Annotated in this window: 13 protein-coding genes; 1 reads left to right on the forward strand and 12 read right to left on the reverse strand. The window is 56.4% G+C overall.

Annotation, left to right across the window (positions count from 1 at the left end; all coding sequences use genetic code 11):
* Positions 1-14: 14 nt before the first annotated feature.
* Positions 15-2,147 carry a T9SS type A sorting domain-containing protein gene (locus JSS75_02875; protein MBS1902626.1) on the reverse strand — a complete coding sequence of 711 codons (2,133 nt, stop codon included), beginning with the start codon at positions 2,145-2,147 and terminating at the stop codon, positions 15-17.
* Between the two features lie 856 nt (positions 2,148-3,003).
* Here JSS75_02875 and JSS75_02880 point away from each other — a divergent pair.
* Positions 3,004-5,889 (forward strand): hypothetical protein, encoded by a 2,886-nt coding sequence (locus JSS75_02880; protein MBS1902627.1) that lies wholly within the window; start codon positions 3,004-3,006, stop codon positions 5,887-5,889.
* A 118-nt stretch (positions 5,890-6,007) separates the two neighbouring features.
* On the opposite strand, the gene JSS75_02885 is transcribed toward JSS75_02880, so the two are convergent.
* From JSS75_02885 to JSS75_02935, 11 genes are all read right to left on the reverse strand, one after another.
* Positions 6,008-6,730: a gamma-glutamyl-gamma-aminobutyrate hydrolase family protein gene (locus tag JSS75_02885; protein ID MBS1902628.1), complete on the reverse strand. Its 723-nt coding sequence runs from the start codon at positions 6,728-6,730 to the stop codon at positions 6,008-6,010.
* Positions 6,730-7,746 carry a tetraacyldisaccharide 4'-kinase gene (gene lpxK, locus JSS75_02890; protein ID MBS1902629.1) on the reverse strand — a complete coding sequence of 339 codons (1,017 nt, stop codon included), beginning with the start codon at positions 7,744-7,746 and terminating at the stop codon, positions 6,730-6,732. Before lpxK ends, JSS75_02885 begins: the two co-directional genes overlap by 1 nt.
* Entirely contained in the window at positions 7,743-8,360 is a 618-nt protein-coding gene (locus JSS75_02895) for a DUF374 domain-containing protein (GenBank protein ID MBS1902630.1), read from the reverse strand. The genes lpxK and JSS75_02895 overlap by 4 nt, the downstream gene beginning before the upstream one ends.
* Positions 8,357-9,520 carry a lipid-A-disaccharide synthase gene (gene lpxB, locus JSS75_02900; GenBank protein ID MBS1902631.1) on the reverse strand — a complete coding sequence of 388 codons (1,164 nt, stop codon included), beginning with the start codon at positions 9,518-9,520 and terminating at the stop codon, positions 8,357-8,359. The genes JSS75_02895 and lpxB overlap by 4 nt, the downstream gene beginning before the upstream one ends.
* Positions 9,521-9,534: 14 nt before the next feature.
* Positions 9,535-12,414, reverse strand: coding sequence for an excinuclease ABC subunit UvrA (gene uvrA, locus JSS75_02905; GenBank protein ID MBS1902632.1), 2,880 nt, complete (start codon positions 12,412-12,414; stop codon positions 9,535-9,537).
* A 9-nt stretch (positions 12,415-12,423) separates the two neighbouring features.
* Positions 12,424-12,951, reverse strand: coding sequence for a DinB family protein (locus JSS75_02910; GenBank protein MBS1902633.1), 528 nt, complete (start codon positions 12,949-12,951; stop codon positions 12,424-12,426).
* 16 nt (positions 12,952-12,967) lie between these two features.
* On the reverse strand, positions 12,968-13,573 hold the full coding sequence (locus JSS75_02915; protein MBS1902634.1) for an NYN domain-containing protein: 606 nt from the start codon (positions 13,571-13,573) through the stop codon (positions 12,968-12,970).
* Positions 13,574-13,632: 59 nt separating this feature from the next.
* Positions 13,633-14,706, reverse strand: coding sequence for a sn-glycerol-3-phosphate ABC transporter ATP-binding protein UgpC (ugpC, locus tag JSS75_02920; GenBank protein MBS1902635.1), 1,074 nt, complete (start codon positions 14,704-14,706; stop codon positions 13,633-13,635).
* Positions 14,707-14,754: 48 nt separating this feature from the next.
* Positions 14,755-16,011: a HAMP domain-containing histidine kinase gene (locus tag JSS75_02925; GenBank protein MBS1902636.1), complete on the reverse strand. Its 1,257-nt coding sequence runs from the start codon at positions 16,009-16,011 to the stop codon at positions 14,755-14,757.
* A gap of 231 nt (positions 16,012-16,242) precedes the next feature.
* On the reverse strand, positions 16,243-16,812 hold the full coding sequence (locus JSS75_02930; GenBank protein ID MBS1902637.1) for a TrmH family RNA methyltransferase: 570 nt from the start codon (positions 16,810-16,812) through the stop codon (positions 16,243-16,245).
* A gap of 43 nt (positions 16,813-16,855) precedes the next feature.
* The gene (locus JSS75_02935; protein MBS1902638.1) at positions 16,856-18,487 is read right to left on the reverse strand and encodes a DUF1501 domain-containing protein; all 1,632 of its coding nucleotides are present in this window, start codon (positions 18,485-18,487) and stop codon (positions 16,856-16,858) included.
* Positions 18,488-18,490: the final 3 nt, after the last annotated feature.

Raw genomic sequence — 18,490 nt, forward strand, 5'->3', positions numbered from 1 at the left:
GTGAAAACAGATGCTTACTTGCTCAGGTAGATTACCGGAGTCGTTACTGCAGTACCGTTGCATCGGAGCGTGCACAGATATACACCGGACGGCAGATGCATCGAAGGTGCGTCGAAGATAACCGAATGCATGCCGGCTTCCTGTTTGCCGCTTGCCAACTGCACGACGAACTTCCCGGTAAGGTCTGTAATCGCAAGTTCGACCTCGGAAGCCGCTGCAATTTCATAGCGAACTGTCGTGGATGCAACGAACGGATTCGGATAATTCTCGACGGACAACGTCGGCTGAGCGGCCTGTGAACGCGGCGCATCGTTTACCCCCTTCGGAGCCGGACTGCGGTAGAGGCCGGAGCCTGCAGTCGCAACGTAGATCACCCCGTACTTCGGGTCTTGGATCATTCCGATCGGCGCAGTCGCGAATGGAAACTGCTGTTGCTTCCATGTGAAGCCGTCGGCGCTATAGACAAGATCGGTTGTTGTCGTTGCGTAATATCCCCCGCCGCCGTGTGCAGCGACGAGCCCGGTCCCTCGGATAATCGATGCATTGATCTGTTGCCAGTTCTTCCCCGAATCGCTCGACGCAAAGATACCAGCCCCATTTGCAGCGAAGGTCACACCGCCGATCGATGTGATTGCCGTAACGTTTGCGGGCGAACTTGTTCCGGACTGCCAGGTATCGCCATTATTGACAGTGGAATACACCCCGCTTGCACAAACTGCAAACACAACCCCAACCGAGCTCGATACGAGTTTCGTGACCGTATCGGTAGGAACGCCGCTGCGTTTGATCGCCCAGGTGCTGCCTCCATTCGTGCTCCGATAAATCGTACCGTTGAACCCCGCCGCGAAGACGTCGCCGGAAGGCGTACAACACGACGCAAGCATATATGGCTTGTTCGTGCCCGGCATGTTCGGCGCCTGATTCGTCCAATGCTGTCCTTTATCGGTCGACTGCATTAGGCCGAGCCCATAGATCGTTGCATATAGGTCGCCGTTCGGGCAGGCACAGATCGAACTGATATTGTGTGTTACGAGCGCCGGATCGCTAATGATGTTCCAGGTATCGCCGAAGTCGTTGGAAACATAGAGGCCGTTGGTATCCGCAACGGCAAATAGACGCCCATCACGGTCGGCGACGAACGCCGGTACAGCAGCCGAGATGATCCCTTTTGCCGACGGAGCCCAATTCTGTCCGTTATCCATCGAACGGAACAGACTGTTATTCGCCATACCGTCGAGAAAGTATGCATCGCTGCCGCCGATCAGGAGGGCATTATGATCGTCGGAGGTTGCGGCACGAACGTTGGACCACGAGCCGCCTGTGGTCATCCACAACGCACCTGCCGAGCTAAGCAACACTCCGGATCCGGCATCGTCGGTCGCAATCTCTCCGCCACCGGTCACAGTCAATCCGTTGCTGCCCGCGATGTTCTGCCAGTTCGCACCGTCGTCGCCCGATACGAACACGCCTGTCTGGCCGCTCACGTAGATCTTGCCATCGTATGCAACAGCACATCCACCAATGGTCTGAGGCAGAATGCCATCACCGACGACGGTCCACGAGTTGCCCTGATCGGTCGAACGCGCAAGCCCGCCCCCTTGCGCGATCGCATACACCGATCCATTCGGTGCTGCGACTACGCGCACGATCGGATACAGATCGTTCACTCCGGGTTCGCGAGGCAGGCCATTCGAATGGGCATTCCAGCTTGATCCGTCATCAGTCGAAACATACACACCGGCGCCGAAGGAACCGGCAAAGATCGTACCGGCGGAATTGACGGCGATACCGAAGAGATTCGTTGCCGAAAGACTTGTTACGCGCGTCCAGGTCGCGCCCTGATCCGTCGAGGTACTCAGGCCCGATGCATCCATGCAATACGCCTTCGACCCCGTCGGATCGACAGCAAGCGTCCCTTTCGTCGAAATGTCGAACTGCTGCACAGATGGCGACCACGTCGCCCCCTGATCGCTCGATCGGAATACCTTCTTTGAAGTCGCAACGAGCACGACGTTATTCTTGAGTTTCGCGAACGACCATATCTGGTTGGTGCCAGGCCCGGCCGTCTGAGTAAATGTGACCTGCGCGGATACTGCGATCGGAAGAAAGAGACTCAGCAGCGCAAGGAGCGATCGATTATGATTCATAGTGATGAAGTATGATGAAGTCGAGAAGAGAATCGGGGTAATTACAACACACGGGGGAACGCATAGTTACGCGGATGCACGCAACAGCAGTACTCGAAGATACGATAACAAAGACGTATCGCTGCGATAATTTCAGGATTAATCAGATACGATAATTTTGCAGTCGATTTCCTGCACTTCCATGTCAGCCAATACTGCCCGTTTCGTATTTATTGTCGGCGTGATCGCCTGGATCATTCGTCTGCTGTCGTAAAATCGGTATCCGGCACAGGTTATCCTCCTGCCTATCTGTACACGAGCATATTTGTTGTTGTCTCCAAATTGTGGCGGAAAGCGCCCATAATTAGTTACGACTTTCCACAATTACCCATAGTCATAAAAGCGATATTTCTTAGTTATTTGATGCGCCATTAAGCCATTGAATAATAATATCTTACAGCCTCGTCGAAAAATAATAAACTTTCAATTTGCGCAGCCAAAAGTGGTTGATTATATTTGATATAGTATTGCTATTGCCCCTTCACTCAATGCCATGAGAAGTGCTTCGTGAATTCATTCACGAGCGTTGTTGAGATTGCCGTACAAAGTATCGTAGAAGTACAGCCTTCGACGAAGTTCGCCGAGGTAATAATTAATGTGCCGCTTCGCTATTTCAATATAGCGACCGACGCAATTGCAGCAGAAGCACTCGTTATCGAATGCAGATGACCATATGAGATCCGATGGCTCAGGACTGAGCACCGTGCGTAATCGGTGCCCACAGAGTGCGGATACGTATTGTATTTGATTGCCTGCGCTTGCTACGGGAGGGGGTGCGATCTGCACCCGATTCGATTGTTCAAAACCCATACTACAAATGAAACAGGTATCTTCATTCCTTACCGCCATGGCGTGCGCCCTCTTCGCTGTGGCTAGTGCCCAAGCACAGGCACCGCGAACCCTAAGCTATCAGGGTGTCCTGACCGATCCCTCCGGCAGGCCTCTTAGCGGCGACCACCGGCTGACCGTTCGCATCTACGATGCTGCGACCGGCGGACACATCCTACACAGCGAGTCGTTCCTGACGTCGATGAACTCCGGACTCTTCAATGTCATCCTCGGAGAGCAGAAGGCCATCAGCTCGACAATGCAGTTCGAGAGCCCATACTGGGTCGGTGTCTCGGTCGATGAGAGCGGCGAATTCAACCCGCGCACAAAGCTGACATCTGTCCCCTTCGCTATGCATGCCGATGCCGCGGCGAGCCTCTCGCCAGGTGCGACCGGAGCCGTAACGGGAATCAACGGGAAGTCCGGCGATCTGCAGATCAAAGCAGGCGACGGCGTCAATATCGAGCAGGTCGAGAATACGATCACCATTTCAGCCGTCAACCCGACGATTCTTCGCGGGTCGAGTCCGCAGCAAACCTTTGTCAATTCCTTAGCGGGTACTGCTAATCAGGTATATGTCAATGGTGGCACTGCTGCACTGACCGGTAATATTACGCTCACGCTGCCGCAAAGCATTGCGACGAGTTCGTCGCCGTCGTTCAGCGGCATGACGCTTTCCGGGTTGTCGTCGGCAGGCGTGGTGCACAATAGCGCTTCGGGTGCGCTTTCGACGTCGCTGATCGTCAATGCAGATGTCTCGTCCAGCGCGGCGATCGCCGATACGAAACTTGCAACGATCAGTACGAGCGGTAAGGTCTCGAATTCCGCTACCACAGCAACGTCCGCGAACACCGCAAACGCCATCGTCGCACGCGACGCCAATGGCGACTTCTCTGCACACACCGTGACTGCGAACCTCGCAGGGAATGTCACCGGCAATCTTACGGGCAATGTCAACGGCAACGTGACGGGTAACCTTAGTGGTAACGTAACTGGCAATGTGGTCGGTGATCTCGTTGGAAATGTCACCGGCGATCTGACTGGCAACGTGACTGGAAATGTCAGCGGTACAGCGTCGAATGTGACCAGAGTCGTAACCGAACGGCACGGTGGTACGAACCAGCGATCGTACGCGGCAGGCGACATGCTTTATGCTTCCGGCGTAAATACGCTTGCGAAGCTTGGTATTGGTACCAACGGGACGGTTCTCACGTCGAGCGCCAGCGGACTTCCCGCCTGGGCACCGCTTCCGATTGTCGCGCCTGTTGCGGCATCCTACCTCGTGATCTCAAACGACGCAACGCTGACGAACGAGCGTGCACTCGTCGTCGGCGCAGGGTTATCGCTCGCTGACGGCGGCGCAAACGGCTCGGCGATCATCTCGAACACCGGTGTTCTTTCCGTGACCGGTACGACGAATCAAGTGAATGTGAGCGGTTCGAGTGGTAACGTTACCTTCGGCCTGCCGCAGGATATTCACACCGGTGCCTCACCGACATTCATCGGCATGACACTCAGCGGACTTGCCGCATCGAGCACTGCAACAGACGTTGTGGTCTCGAACGGTGGTCAGCTCGCGACACGTACGGTCTCTTCGTTTAACGATACGTACTGGGCTCGCAGCGGGAATGCCGGCACGGCAGTCGGTACCGATTACATTGGTACAAACGACAATCAGGCTCTCGATCTTCGCGTCAACGCTGCATCGTCGGTGCGACTCGGGACCAACGGCTCGTTGCAGCGCGATGCCTCTGGCGATCCGCGAGGTCAGGATGCAAACGACTTGCAACGCACACGCAGCTCGTCGGATCAGGTTGCGTCCGGCATGAATGCCGCAATCGGCGGCGGCGACGGCAATACCGCAAGCGGCATCTATTCCCACGTTGGCGGCGGTCAGTTCAACATCGCGAATTTCGATTATACATCGGTCGGCGGCGGCTATCTCAACCAATCGACGAACTTCTACTCGGCAATCTCCGGCGGCTTCATGAACACCAGCTCGAACTACTTCAGCTTCGTCGGCGGTGGTCAGAGCAATGTTGCCAGTGGATACAGCAGTGCGATTGCCGGTGGGTACAATAACCATGCTGCTTCGGATTACACAACCATACCCGGTGGATACAACAACTTTGCGACCGTCAACTACGGCACCGTCGGCGGCGGGTTCTTCAACCGCGGCCTTGCCGACTATGTGACGATCGGCGGCGGATATAATAACGAGACGGACAACAGCTACACAACGATCGGCGGCGGAAACTCGAATTCGACAAGCGGCTTGTCATCGGTGGTCAGCGGCGGTAATTCGAACCAGGCGAATGGCGACTACTCGCATGTCGGCGGGGGCAGCAGCAATAATGCTTCCGGTTACGGTTCTGTTATTCCGGGCGGCGTTGCAAATATCACGTCTCCAACCGCGGCGTTCTCTTCGACAAACGGCCTCGCATCGTACGCAACCAACTACGGACAACATGTGCAAGCTTCCGGTGCATTTGTTGCGATCGGCGACGCGCAGTCGTCTGTATTTGTCGAGCGTGGCACCACATTGAGCACGGCGCCGGTGAACCTTACACTCGACGGCGGTACCACCGAGCTTAACGTCCAGCCGAATATGACGATGGCATTCCACATCCTCATTGCAGCGCGCGACGTCTCGGGTAATTCTGCGACTTTCACCGTCGAAGGCAACGCCGCTAATAACGGTGGTGTCGTGAGCATCAGCGGCGTATCGACCAACACCTACGTCAATGGTTTTACGACAGGCAGCGTCAATATCGGCGCAACCGGTTCGACGATTAATATCACCGTATCCGATTCCAATGGTTCGGCTCCGGTGCGCTGGGTCGCTCGCGTGACCACGGCAGAAGTTTCGTTCTAAATCATATCAGAGAGAGAGTTCACAAGAACGAACGGTTTGAAACAAACAAGGGCGATGAAGTCGGTGACTTCATCGCCCTTGTTACATCCGGCAACGACCTTGCCGAATATCATTCCACTCACATTCGGTGAGCGAGCAGCGCATGCATAGCCGTCTCGGAAACGAACTGCTCGAAGAGTTCTCCGGCAAGCGGCTCGTCGAAGTCCATCCGCTCGGGATGCCATTGAACGGCCAGAAAAAACGGTTTATGCTCTTTATCGTCCCATTCGATCGCCTCGACGACACCATCCGCTTCCGAGCGTGCGCTGATCTTCATCCCCGGCGCCGGCGTCTCGATCGCCTGATGATGGGCGCTCGTCACTTCGCTCGTCGTTCGACGTGTCAGTCGCTTGAGCAGCGTCCCAGGTTCTACATGGACTTCATGACGACGGTCGGCAGCGTCGATCTTGGAATGCGGGAGATATCCTGCACTCGGAAGATCGGCAATCAGCGTACCGCCATAGTGGACGTTGAGCATCTGCAGTCCGCGACAAATACCGAAGATCGGCAAACGGCGTTCGTCGGCACGCTGCGCAAACGCGAATTCGTTTCGGTCGCGGACTTCGTCGATATCTTCACACTGCGCACGAGCCGCTTCGTTGTGGTAACGAATCGGATCGACGTCTGCCCCGCCGGTAAAGACGATGCCATCGACACGTTCGATCGCATCGGGATGCTCCGAGAGATCGATCACCTCCAGTTCGTGTCCCAGCGTTGCAGCCGCACTCATGAGCGAGGATGTATACCGCTGGTATTTACTCGTCGATGCCGGAGCGTAACTCAGGCCGATGGATATCTTCATCAGGTGGTTCTCTGAAATAGTGCGTCAAGACGTTGCAGCAAGTCGGGCTCGGTACCGAGCAGATCCAACTGCGACTGCGCCACATAGATCGGTCGTTCGCGATGCGCAGGCGTCAACAATTGGATGAGTTTGACTTCGTCCTTCGTGGTCGTCACGATGGCATCGCACGTCTGCTCTGTTGCCGCGACGATCATTTGGTCGATCGATGCTTCGTCGTATGCAGCGTGATCGGAAAATCGGAGTGGCATGACCACGGCACCTGCGGCACGCAACGACTGCTCGAATCCTTCCGGTGTGCCGATGCCCGATACTGCGAGTACTCGTTTGCCTTTGAGGTCGGCGGCGGCAATCGTCGTACGCGACCCAATCGCGCGGTATCCTACGATACGAGCAACGACCGTGATCGGTTCGTGATGCTGTACGTCGCGGATCGTCCTGGCAAGATCTGCTGCAGAGTTCGAGTAATTGGTGATCGCCACCAGATCGAATGGGCTGATTGCACCGATTCCCTCTCGTCCTTTGCCGAAGGGAATACTGTGTGGAATACCTTCGAGCGCATTGATCAGGACGACGTTCAGGTCACGCCGCAGGCGAAGATGTTGAAATCCGTCGTCGAGAATAACAACCTCTGCACCCATCTCGCGCGCCATTCGCGCACCTCGAACACGATCCTCGTCGCAGATCACTACGACCCCCTCCAATTCGCGTGCATAGAGTTGCGCTTCGTCCCCACTGCGACGTGTGTTGACATGTATTGCGTCCCAGTCGCGGACGACAATGAGACCGCTGGAGTCACGTTTATAACCTCGAAGAACGATCGCACAGCGTAGACCATATCTCGAGCGCAATAACCGAGCGAGATACATCGTAAACGGTGTCTTGCCGGTCCCACCGGACGACAAATTGCCAACGGAAATTACCGGAGTCCCGAGTTTGACGGAGCGGAGAATATTCGCGCCATAGAGCCATCGGCGAAGCCGCATGATCCACGCATAGGGGTTGAATAGGTCGATCATCCTCCGAAAGCGGGTTCGAGATGTTCGGTGGCCGGATCGGTCTGATACGAACGCGACCGCATTGCAAGATACGCATCCTGCGCCGCACGTTCATCGGGGAACATACGTGTGTCGATCACATACGGAGTAATATCGACGCGAGAAAACGGATATGGGATTTCGAACCGGTCCCAACTCGAATCGAGGACGATGCGGCCGTGATACCGGATATCGAGAAAGATCAACGACAGATTCAGTTCTTTCGCAGCGATGAACGCACCTCGCTTGAAGACTTCTGCCGGACCACGCGGGCCGTCCGGGGTAAGCACAAGCCGATCTGCTCGGCTTTCATCTACCAGTACGATCGCTTCGCGCAATGCTTCCATCCCATTCTTTCCTGCCGAACCGCGGATGACTTGATAGTCCCATGAAGAGAGGATGGACGAAAGATAGTCGCCGTCCTTCGACTTGGACACAAGGGCGACAGAATGCTCTCGCGAGATCCACCATCCGGCAAGCATCTTCGAATGCCAAAAGGCGATCACGGCACGATCGGGCAGGCGTCCGCCATGCCACTTGATCCGCAGCGTGCGAACGAGCGTCGTTACCAGCGATGCAAAGACGCGCGCGATCATGAGCCGAGGAGATACTGCGCGACACGAAGCGACGGCGCGCTGCGGTCGCTTGCCAACTTTGCGCGGAAAGACGACAGCTCCTGCACAAAGGCGTCACGACCTGCGTCGATGCTTCGAAGCGTCTCGGCGAGTTTCAGCGGCGTCATTGCGTGCTGCAATACTTCGGGGTAGAGCATCTTGCCGAGCACAATGTTTGCCAGACCGATATAGTTCAGCTTCACAAGCGCGCGAGCCATGAAGTATGTCAGCCAGCTTGTTCGGTAGCAAATGACACCCGGCAGCCCGGCAATCGCAGCCTCTAACGTTGTCGTTCCGCTCTTGAGTATTCCATGATATCCATGCGTCATGAGCTGATGCACGTCATTGGGCGAACGAAAATGTACTACTCCGTTGCCGGCCGAGCTATATGCAGACGGGTCGATATTCGCCGATTCGACGACGATCGTCTCTACGGCTGCATCCGTCGCAAACAATCGTGCCGCTTCGGCCATGATCGGCAGATGACGCCGCACTTCCTCGCTGCGGCTTCCGGGAAACAGTAACAGCCAGCGCTTTGATGCATCGAGCGAATGTGTTCGTGCAAATTCTTCACGCGAGACAAACGAACGGCGCTCTTCGTCGAGAATCTCAATGAGCGGATGACCGACAAACTCGGTCGCAGCAAGTCCTGCGTTGGTGTAGATATTCTGCTCGAACGGAAAAATGACAAGCATGCGGTTGACGCTTGCAACGATCTTCCGAACACGCTTCGGCTTCCAGGCCCATACCTGCGGGCTCACATAATAGATCACCTCGATGCCACGCTTTTTTGCCTCGGCTGCGAACCGGATATTGAAACCGGGATAGTCAACGAGAAGAATTACGTCGGGGCGTGTCGCAGGATCGTCGAGACGCGAGACCATCGTTGCGAACACCGATCGGAAGAACCCATACCGTTTTGCAACTTCCAGGAAGCCGACGACCGACATTTGTGTCGTATCATAGTCGCACTGCATTCCTTCCGCTTTGCATCGGTCGCCGCCGATACCAAAAAATTTTACGTCTCGACCGGTGCGAGCAGCTTGCTCATTCGCTTCGCGAATAGCCCGAGCAGCGAGACGGTCGCCGGAGGTCTCGCCGGCGATGATCATCACCTTGCGGGTTGCTGCAGGGGTCGGCATGAGCGGCGGTGAATTCAGGCGTCGAGCAATCGACGTAAATATGAACCGGTATGCGACTTCTTGTTTGCCGCAATCTGCTCCGGCGTACCGGTTACCACGACGTCGCCTCCGTCGGCGCCGGCTTCCGGGCCGAGATCGATCACCCAATCGGCACACTTGACAACTTCAAGATTATGCTCGATCACGATCACCGTATTGCCCGCATCGACAAGCGCGTTCAATGCCGTCAGCAATTTCGCGATATCGTCCAGGTGCAGGCCGGTCGTCGGTTCGTCAAAAATATAGACCGAGTTATCGGTCTCACGATCGAGCAGGAACGTGGCAAGCTTGATGCGTTGCGCTTCGCCACCGCTGAGCGTATTCGCGGGCTGGCCGAGCTTGATATAGCCAAGCCCGACGTCGTCGAGCGTCTTCAGACGCGATGCGATGCGTTTGTTCTCGGCAAAAAACGCCAGCGCTTCCGATACGCTCATGTTCAAAATATCGACGATATTCTTATCGTTGATCGTCGCTTCCAGCGCTTCGGCTTTGTAGCGTGAACCGCCACACGTTTCACAGACGAGATACATATCCGCAAGGAATTGCATCTCGACCTTCACAAATCCTTCGCCCTGACACGTCTCGCAGCGACCGCCGGGAATATTGAATGAGAAGTATCCCGCTTGTAACTCTCGCTGCTTGGCGTAGAGTGTTTTTGCGAACGCTTCGCGTATATGATCGAAGGCGTTGACGTAGGTTGCGGGGTTCGAGCGCGGTGTCTTGCCGATCGGAGTTTGGTCGATCATCACGACCTCGCCGACAAATTCCGCTCCTTGCAGCGATGCAAAGCGGCCAACCTCGCCTACCGGCTCACCTTTCTCCTTGCGAAGGCCATTGTAGAGACAATTGTGTACGAGCGTCGATTTCCCCGAGCCCGATACGCCAGTCACTGCTGTAAAGACCCCAATGGGGAATGCGACATCGACGTGCTTGAGGTTATTCTCGGAGGCTTCGTTGATCCGAATCGAAAGCTTCGGATTTACGCGGCGGCGTTTCTTCGGGACGGCAATCTTCTTCTTGCCTGTCAGATACGATGCGGTGAGCGACCGCGGAGGCGGTGCATCGAGAAATTGCTTGAGGTCGCCGCTATAGGTGATCTCGCCGCCATGCGCACCGGCATTAGGTCCGAAATCCACGATATAATCGGCGGCATGCATAATATCCTCATCATGCTCGACGATAATCACCGTATTTCCAAGATCCCTGACACGGCGAAGAATCCCGAGCAAGCGTTCGGTGTCGCGTTGGTGCAACCCGATGCTCGGTTCATCGAGCACATAGAGCGTGCTCGTGAGCGCCCCTCCGAGCGAGCTCGCAAGCTGAATGCGCTGCGACTCCCCGCCGGAGAGCGTATTCGATAATCGATTGAGCGTCAGGTACCCGAGACCGACATCGTCGAGATACCGCAATCGCTTGAGGATCTCGTCAACGACTCGCTCTGCGATCTTGCGTTCGTATTCGGTAAGCACGAGCGTCTCGAAGTGCGTACGCGCCTGACGGATCGTCATCTGCACAACATCGAAAATATTCTTTCCGGCAACACGAACGTTCAGCGCCGCCGGTCGTACACGAGCGCCATGACATGCGGGGCAGGTGGTGTAGCCGCGGAAGCGCGAGAGGATGACGCGGTAGTGAAGCTTGTAGGTATTCGTTTCGAGTTCGCGGAAGAAGCCCGAAAGACCTTTGAAACCGGGCGAGTATCCTTCCCAGATTGTTTTCTGCTCGTCCTCGGTGAGCGTCGCATACGGCACGTCCATGCGAACACCTGCCGCTTTTGCCACACGTTCGAGATCGTGCAGGAAGCTCGAAAACTTCGAGCCGTTCCAGCAAGCTACGGCCCCCTGCCGCAACGACTTGGACTTATCCGGGACGACAAGATTCATATCGATCCCGACCGCTCTGCCGAAACCTTCGCATTCGGGACATGCACCGAACGGGCTGTTGAATGCAAAGAGTCTCGGCTCGGGCTCTTCGTACGGGATCCCGCAATTCGAGCATTCGAACTTATCGCTGAATCGGTACTCGGCTGTGGTGCCGTCAGAATTGAGCTGCGCGACAATCGCCGTGCCGCCGCCTTCGCGAAAACTTGCTTCGAGCGAATCGATCAGACGCGACCGCGACTTCTCGTCGTTCGAGCGCCAGATCAACCGGTCCACCAGCACGCGTACATTCTCCGGCTGAATCGTCTTCGGCGGTTCTTCGGAAAGTTCGAGGATGCGTTCGTGTCCGGCAAGTGTGATACGGAAGAATCCCTGCGAGCGCAGATTATTCCATTCGTCCTCCATCGACTTCGATGCATGCCGGTGCATCGGGAAGAGCACATAAAACTTATCACCGTCCTTCATGTGGTCGCCGAGGATTCGCACGACCGATGCCGGCGTATCCTTGCGAACAACCGAACCGCAGCTCACGCAGTATGTCGTACCGATCCGCGCATAGAGCACACGAAGATAATCGTAGATCTCGGTCTGCGTAGCGACCGTCGAGCGTGGATTGCGAACAAGTGTCTTCTGCTCGATCGCCACAGCAGGGCTGATGCCCGTGAGCACATCGACATCAGGCTTCTGCATACGCTCCAGAAACTGGCGCGCATACGCAGAAAGACTCTCGACGTATCGCCGCTGCCCTTCGGCGTAGAGTGTATCGAAGGCGAGCGACGACTTCCCCGAACCGCTCACGCCGGTAAAGACGATGAGCTTGTTACGTGGGAGCTCGACCGAAACATTCTTCAGGTTATGCACGCGAGCACCACCGATCACAATCGGCTTGCGGCTGGAAGGAAGCGACGCGTGGACCGGAGCGCTCACAGCGAGCGCTTCAGTCTTCGGTTTCTTCGTCGTGCGTGCAGCGGGCATCGTAGGAGGCTATCGGCCTAAGTATCGTTCTTCGATCACCGAGAGGTGGTGCAGCTCGTGTCCGGCAATCATATAGCCAATTGCTCTGACAGATGCCGGATTGTTGTTTGCCCTGCCGTTGCGCGTTGCCATCTCGTCCGAGAGCGAGGACAACAGTGCGATTGTCGCAGCGCGAACTGCCTTGTATTCTTCGACAAGATCGGCGACGCTTCGCGCATCCGCATTCGAGTTCGCGACATAGGCGTTCTCTTCGAACCCAGGCAGCGATTGCGCCTCACCACGCGAGATACACATCGCCCGATATGCAAAGACTCGTTCGGTATCGATGATATGCGACGCAACTTCCTTGACCGACCACTTCCCTTCCGCATACCGCTTCGACGCGGTCACATCGTCAAGCACGCCGAGGACGCTCGCGAGCGAGTGCGTTTGCGTGCGGAAATATGCGAGCAGGTCCTCGCCCGGCACACGGGCGATATAGGGGCCATAATAGGCAGCGTGTTCCGACGGGTTGGGTCGGGTGATGATTGGGGGCATGTATTTAGCGGATAACTTAGATTGCAGGTTGCTGCATCGGCTCTTCGCGTTGGAAGCTCTCTCCGCCGGCCGTGGTAAATCGTTCGATCGACGAACGGATTTCGGCAAGGTCGAAGAAATGCTTCCCTGCAGCATTACGTAATTCGCGCGCGACGGTTTCCTGCGTCGAGGCGACGATCACACGCTTTCCATAGCTACGCAAGAGTTCGACGGCCCGCTCGAAGTCGCCGTCGCCGGTCACAAGCACAGCGGTGTCGTACTGCGCGATCGTCGTGAAGAGATCGATTGCCATTTCCAGATCGAGATTCGCTTTGCGCGTGAGTTCGCCGGAAATTTCGTCGCGGAAGTACTTGATCGTCTTCACGCGGACAGTGTAGCCGGCGTGGTTGAGATACCCGTAAAATCGTTGTTCGCGCGGATCCGGCGGCATTTTCTGCGATGCGTACCAGAACGCGTCGCCAATGGCAGCTCCTTGCGAAAAATATTCGAGCAACTTGCGCGGGTCGAAGAACCAGCCGAGCGAGCGCTGGGCGTAGTACGCGTTTTCACCGTCGACGAACACCGATACGCGGTTGGACGATGGCTGAAACAGCGGATGCAGCGGGGTGTCAAGTCCTTTCATCATTTCTTCCGATATTGTGACATGCGAACATTGGTCCGCACGAATACTGAATACGAATATTATAAGATACGAAGCCCGCTGGCGGCATCGAAGAGATGTAGCCCTCGGCTTGTAGGAACAACAGCGATACGGTCTCCGATGTTCGGCACGTCATCGTCGGGGCGAAGCGTCAAGGCGAGGCGTCCACGCTCGGCGAATGCGCAGCCGATGTGGCAGTATGTCGCGCTGCCGAGGCGCTCGACAAGCTCCACTTCCCCGACGATCGAATGCGCGTCAGCCGTCTGTACACGCCCGGGACGCAAATGCTCCGGTCGCACACCGAGGATCACCTCGCCGCCCGCCTTTGCTCCGAGTTCCGAGAGGTCGACACTGAATCCGTTCGATGAGAACGTCTTCGTCGCAGCATCCACCGTTCCCGCGATCATGTTGATCGTCGGCGCACCGAGAAAGCGGGCGACGAATGCCGTCGCTGGTTCATCGTAGATAGCGCGAGGCGTAGCCGTCTGTTCGATCTGTCCTTTGTTCATCACCACGATCTTATCGCCCATCGTCATGGCTTCGGTCTGATCGTGGGTGACATACACCATTGTCGTTCCCAGCCGTCGCTGGAGCGCTTTCAATTCGACGCGCATTTCGGTACGTAGCGCAGCGTCAAGGTTCGAAAGCGGCTCATCGAACAAGAAGACCTGAGGCTTACGCACGATGGCACGGCCAAGCGCAACACGCTGACGCTCGCCGCCGGAAAGCTCTTTGGGTTTGCGATCGAGGTGCTTGGTGATCGCAAGCAGCTCCGTCGCAGCACGGACCTCGCGGTCGACGGTGGCTTTGTCCGTCTTGCGGATCGTCAGAGGGAAAGCGATATTCTCGTAGACCGTCAGGTGCGGATAGAGCGCATAGTTCTGAAAGACCATCGCGACATCGCGGTCCTTTGGATGCAGATCGTTGACGCGCTTGCCTGCAATAAAGATGTCTCCACCAGTGATCTCTTCGAGTCCGGCGATCATCCGGAGTGTCGTCGACTTTCCGCAGCCGGACGGACCGACGAGCACGACGAACTCACCCTGCGCGGCCCCGAACGAGATACCGCGCACGCTATCGGCGCCATTGACGTAAGTCTTTGAAACACTGCGCAGCTCGAGATGAGATGTTACCGTATTCAACTCTCTGAATTCAATTCTTGGTTACGCCCGTACCAGCTTGATCCGAAACGTCGTGCCTTTCCCCGGTGCCGAGTGGCTCACGAACAGCTTGCCGTGATGATACTCCTCGACGATGCGTTTGGCGAGGGTTAGTCCCAACCCCCAGCCTCGGGCTTTGGTGCTAAAGCCGGGACGAAACACTTCCTTGCGACGTCGTGCATCCATGCCTTTGCCGGTATCGGTGACGTCGATGATCACATCGCCGCCTTTTTCCGCTTCGATCTTGATCGCGATACTCCCTTCGTTCGACTCGATAGCCTCGGTTGCATTCTTGATCAAATTCTCGAGCACCCACTCGAAGAGTTCGCGGTTGATCGCGACCGGAATCTCATCGGCCGACGTCTCGAGCGAGAACGCAATCGCATTGCCGAGCCGCGGCATCCGGTCTTCGAGATAGCCCATCACGCCCGAGACGACAGCAACGACGTTCTGCGCCTTCAAATCGGGTTTCGAGCCGATCTTCGAGAAACGGGTAGCAATACGATTAAGGCGCTCGATATCTTTCGAGATCTCGCCGGCGATGTTCACGACCTCCTCCGGCTCGCTCGCATTCATCCGCAACATCTCCGCCCAACCGAGCAGACTCGAGAGCGGCGTACCAAGTTGATGCGCCGTCTCGCGCGACATTCCGACCCAGATGTTCGATTGTTCGCTTCGCTTAAGATAGGAAAAGCTCAGGTACCCGATCAAGATAACCACCGCCGCAAGGATCAACTGGATCAGTGGCATCCGCGCGATGTCTGCGAGGATGGCACTGTCGCCGTAGTGGATGTAGTTCGTGACGCTCTCCGTTCCGGTCTTCGGATCGGTATAGGTAATGCGTTCGGGCTTATGCGAACGATCCATGCGCAGAAGTTCTTGACGCAAAAACGCCAGACGTGCTTGTTTATTGAGCGTGCTGTCGAACTCGATATTGATATTGAACTGCTTGTATGTGCCTTTCTCGTAGCTCGGGATGTCGTCACGGTCGGTGATGATCATCGGCACCCCGGAGTTGCGGACGTAGTCCACCACGTCCTGATACAACGTGGCATCGAAGTCGTCGGTATTCTGGAAATACTTCAGCGCCGAAGCAAGTAACAGCGCGACGCGCTGTTCGCGGACCTTCAACTCGCCGACAAGCCGGTTGTTGTAGATCAGGATCCCGATCACGACGAGCACGCTCGTCACGAGCAGGCCAATCTTTATATTGGCCGACCGCGGCAGCTTGATCGTAGATGTCCGGGCAACGGTTTCCATTGAAAGAAGTTAACCACAACAAGACGGAGGTGGTTGCCTTGAGGCACCAGCCGTAACAAGTAGCTCCGACTTCAGTCGGGGCATCAAATCAGAGCCTCCCATTTCTTCCTCGTCGAAATGATTTCTGACACTCCGTAGGGGTGACGCATGCGTCACCCGTGTGTCTAAAGGGATTCTTCGCCTCGCTCAGAATGACCGGTGTGGAAAAGGGGCATTGCGGCTTCGTCGTGATCAGTCCGTCGTGTGTGGCCGGAAGCGGTTGAGGTCGCCCGAAAATACGCGGACACATTCATACAGTGCCACCCCGTACGCAACTCCGACGTTCAGCGAATGCTTGGCACCGAGCATCGGGATGACGAGCGAGGATTCGCACATGGTAAGCGCTTCGTCGCTGACGCCCGTGATCTCATTGCCGATGACGAGGGCCATTGGAAAGTCCGCGGCGGTGAGGTCGAAGACGGAGCGGCTTTCGTCAGTCAGTTCGAGCGCCACGGGCCGGAAGCCAAGTTCTTTCGCCGCGGTGATGGCTTCGGTGACGTGTTTGAAGTGGCGGTGTGGGACGGTCCGCGTAGCATCGAGCGCCGTCTTCTCGATCTCCTTGCGCGGCGGGTGAGGGGTGTATCCGCAGGTGAAGAGCGCCTCGATGCGTGCACCGTCGGACGTCCGGAAGATCGAGCCGACATTATACAGGCTCCGGATATTATCGAGGATGGCGATCACAGGAAACCGCCGCTCTGTCGATGCCGCCTCGGTCTCTGAGGGTCGGATGGAATCGAGATCGGAAAAATTGAGTCGTCGCATGAACCGAGCACAACGTCATGCGGGCGGCAAACGGTTGCCTGAGTTACCGTGCCACGACAAGCTTTGCCGATTCACTCTGGCTCCCGTACCGCAGTTGCACATAGTATGTCCCGTTCGCCAACGCCGACACATCAATTGTGCATCGAGCCTCCCCTGCTCCCACCGAGCGCTGTTCTCTGCGAAGACTTCTGCCCCGTTCGTCGAAAAGCTCGATCCAGACATCTGATGACGAACCGTCAGCAACAAAGCTGATCGCTGTTTCGCGCATCGCGGGATTCGGCGACAACCGCAGCGACTTCGCCAGCAGCGTCGGTGCGACGCTCGACGATTGCTGCGACTTCGACGGATCAATCAGATGCTGCCGAACGCCGGAGCCGTTCACTGGGAAGGTGATATCCCACGGTGCGTGCGACCTGCCGGGACTGAGGATGAATGTGCGTAGCGACTCATCCACACCAAGCCAGTCGCCCAGAACAGCAGCGAACATCTGCCGAAATTCGAACTGGTTGTATTGATCACCGTTCTTGTCGAGTTTTGAGAGATCGGGGTGATTGCCATAGAGTTCGCCATTGACGTTCGTACCGATCACGAAGTGTGGTGCAGCGGTCCCGTGGTCGGTACCAGAGGCCCAGTCGCCGTTCTCATCGACTCGGCGGCCGAATTCGGAGTAGGTCATGGTAACGACGCGGTCGGCATTGCCCATTGCTTCGAGATCGCGTTGGAACGCAGCGAGTCCTTCGGTGAGCGTCCGCAATAGATACGCATGCCCATTCCCCGGCGAATCGTCTTTCGAGTACTGAAAGAAGTGCGTATCCCAACCCTGCAGACTCGCGAAGTAGATCTTCGTCTTGAGTCCGGCGTTGATGCACCATGCGATATGCTGCAGATCGGTGGCGAACTGGCTCGACGGGTATTGCACTTTGCTGACCGTCTTTGCAGGGAACAGGTTCTTAAACCTCGCGGAATATACATTTGCGATGTTCACGAGCGATCGGACATAGTCCAGCTCCCGACCACCCCATGTTGCAGGGACAGGCTGTGTGCCCATGTTCGCCGCAGCGCCAAAGGTCAGCGGGTCCGGCACCTGGACATCCATCATCGCATTCACACCGCGAAAGACCTGCGAAGCGAACGTGCCCATGTTGATCGCGACGGGATCCTCGGGCAGGGAGTTGGGATAGTCGGGATAGAGCGTATCAAGATATCTGCCGAGCCAGCCGGTGGGAATGATCAAGTCCGCATCGCTCGACGAATTCCAGATCTCAAGACCGCGAAAGTGTGAGAGGTCGGGATTTTCGATGCCGATACCTTGCACCATCGCGATCTTCCCTTCGTCCCACAATGGTTGTAGCGCATTTGCATACGGATTGATACCGAGGTCCGGGCGAGGCTTGAACGTCAGGCGGGCTTTTTCTTCCGGCGTCGTGAAGCCAAGATTCTTGCGGTAGCGATCGTAGAGCGGGTCTTCGAATGGGACAAGCGTATTGAGCCCGTCGTTGCCACCTTCGAGATAGATCACAACCAGTGCCCGATCGTCGGGTGTGTTGGAATTCGCAAGCGCGTTAAGGATCGGCGAGTGCGTGAATGCTTCTGCGCGACGCGAACCAAGCACGAACGGCACGGCAGTGGCAGCCACGCCGAGCGGAAGAGCCTTCAGAAATGATCTGCGTTTCATGGG

This window comes from Bacteroidota bacterium (assembly GCA_018266755.1).
GTDB lineage: Bacteria > Bacteroidota > Ignavibacteria > Palsa-1295 > Palsa-1295 > JAFDZW01.

Excerpts from the sequence above, each read along its gene's own strand:
- uvrA (MBS1902632.1), bottom strand. The coding sequence starts at position 12,414 with ATGCCCGCTGCACGCACGACGAAGAAACCGAAGACTGAAGCGCTCGCT.
- JSS75_02875 (MBS1902626.1), bottom strand. The coding sequence starts at position 2,147 with ATGAATCATAATCGATCGCTCCTTGCGCTGCTGAGTCTCTTTCTTCCG.
- JSS75_02925 (MBS1902636.1), bottom strand. The coding sequence starts at position 16,011 with ATGGAAACCGTTGCCCGGACATCTACGATCAAGCTGCCGCGGTCGGCC.
- lpxK (MBS1902629.1), bottom strand. The coding sequence starts at position 7,746 with ATGATCGACCTATTCAACCCCTATGCGTGGATCATGCGGCTTCGCCGA.
- JSS75_02915 (MBS1902634.1), bottom strand. The coding sequence starts at position 13,573 with ATGAAAGGACTTGACACCCCGCTGCATCCGCTGTTTCAGCCATCGTCC.
- JSS75_02930 (MBS1902637.1), bottom strand. The coding sequence starts at position 16,812 with ATGCGACGACTCAATTTTTCCGATCTCGATTCCATCCGACCCTCAGAG.
- lpxB (MBS1902631.1), bottom strand. The coding sequence starts at position 9,520 with ATGCCGACCCCTGCAGCAACCCGCAAGGTGATGATCATCGCCGGCGAG.
- JSS75_02935 (MBS1902638.1), bottom strand. The coding sequence starts at position 18,487 with ATGAAACGCAGATCATTTCTGAAGGCTCTTCCGCTCGGCGTGGCTGCC.
- JSS75_02895 (MBS1902630.1), bottom strand. The coding sequence starts at position 8,360 with ATGATCGCGCGCGTCTTTGCATCGCTGGTAACGACGCTCGTTCGCACG.
- JSS75_02910 (MBS1902633.1), bottom strand. The coding sequence starts at position 12,951 with ATGCCCCCAATCATCACCCGACCCAACCCGTCGGAACACGCTGCCTAT.
- JSS75_02880 (MBS1902627.1), top strand. The coding sequence starts at position 3,004 with ATGAAACAGGTATCTTCATTCCTTACCGCCATGGCGTGCGCCCTCTTC.
- JSS75_02885 (MBS1902628.1), bottom strand. The coding sequence starts at position 6,730 with ATGAAGATATCCATCGGCCTGAGTTACGCTCCGGCATCGACGAGTAAA.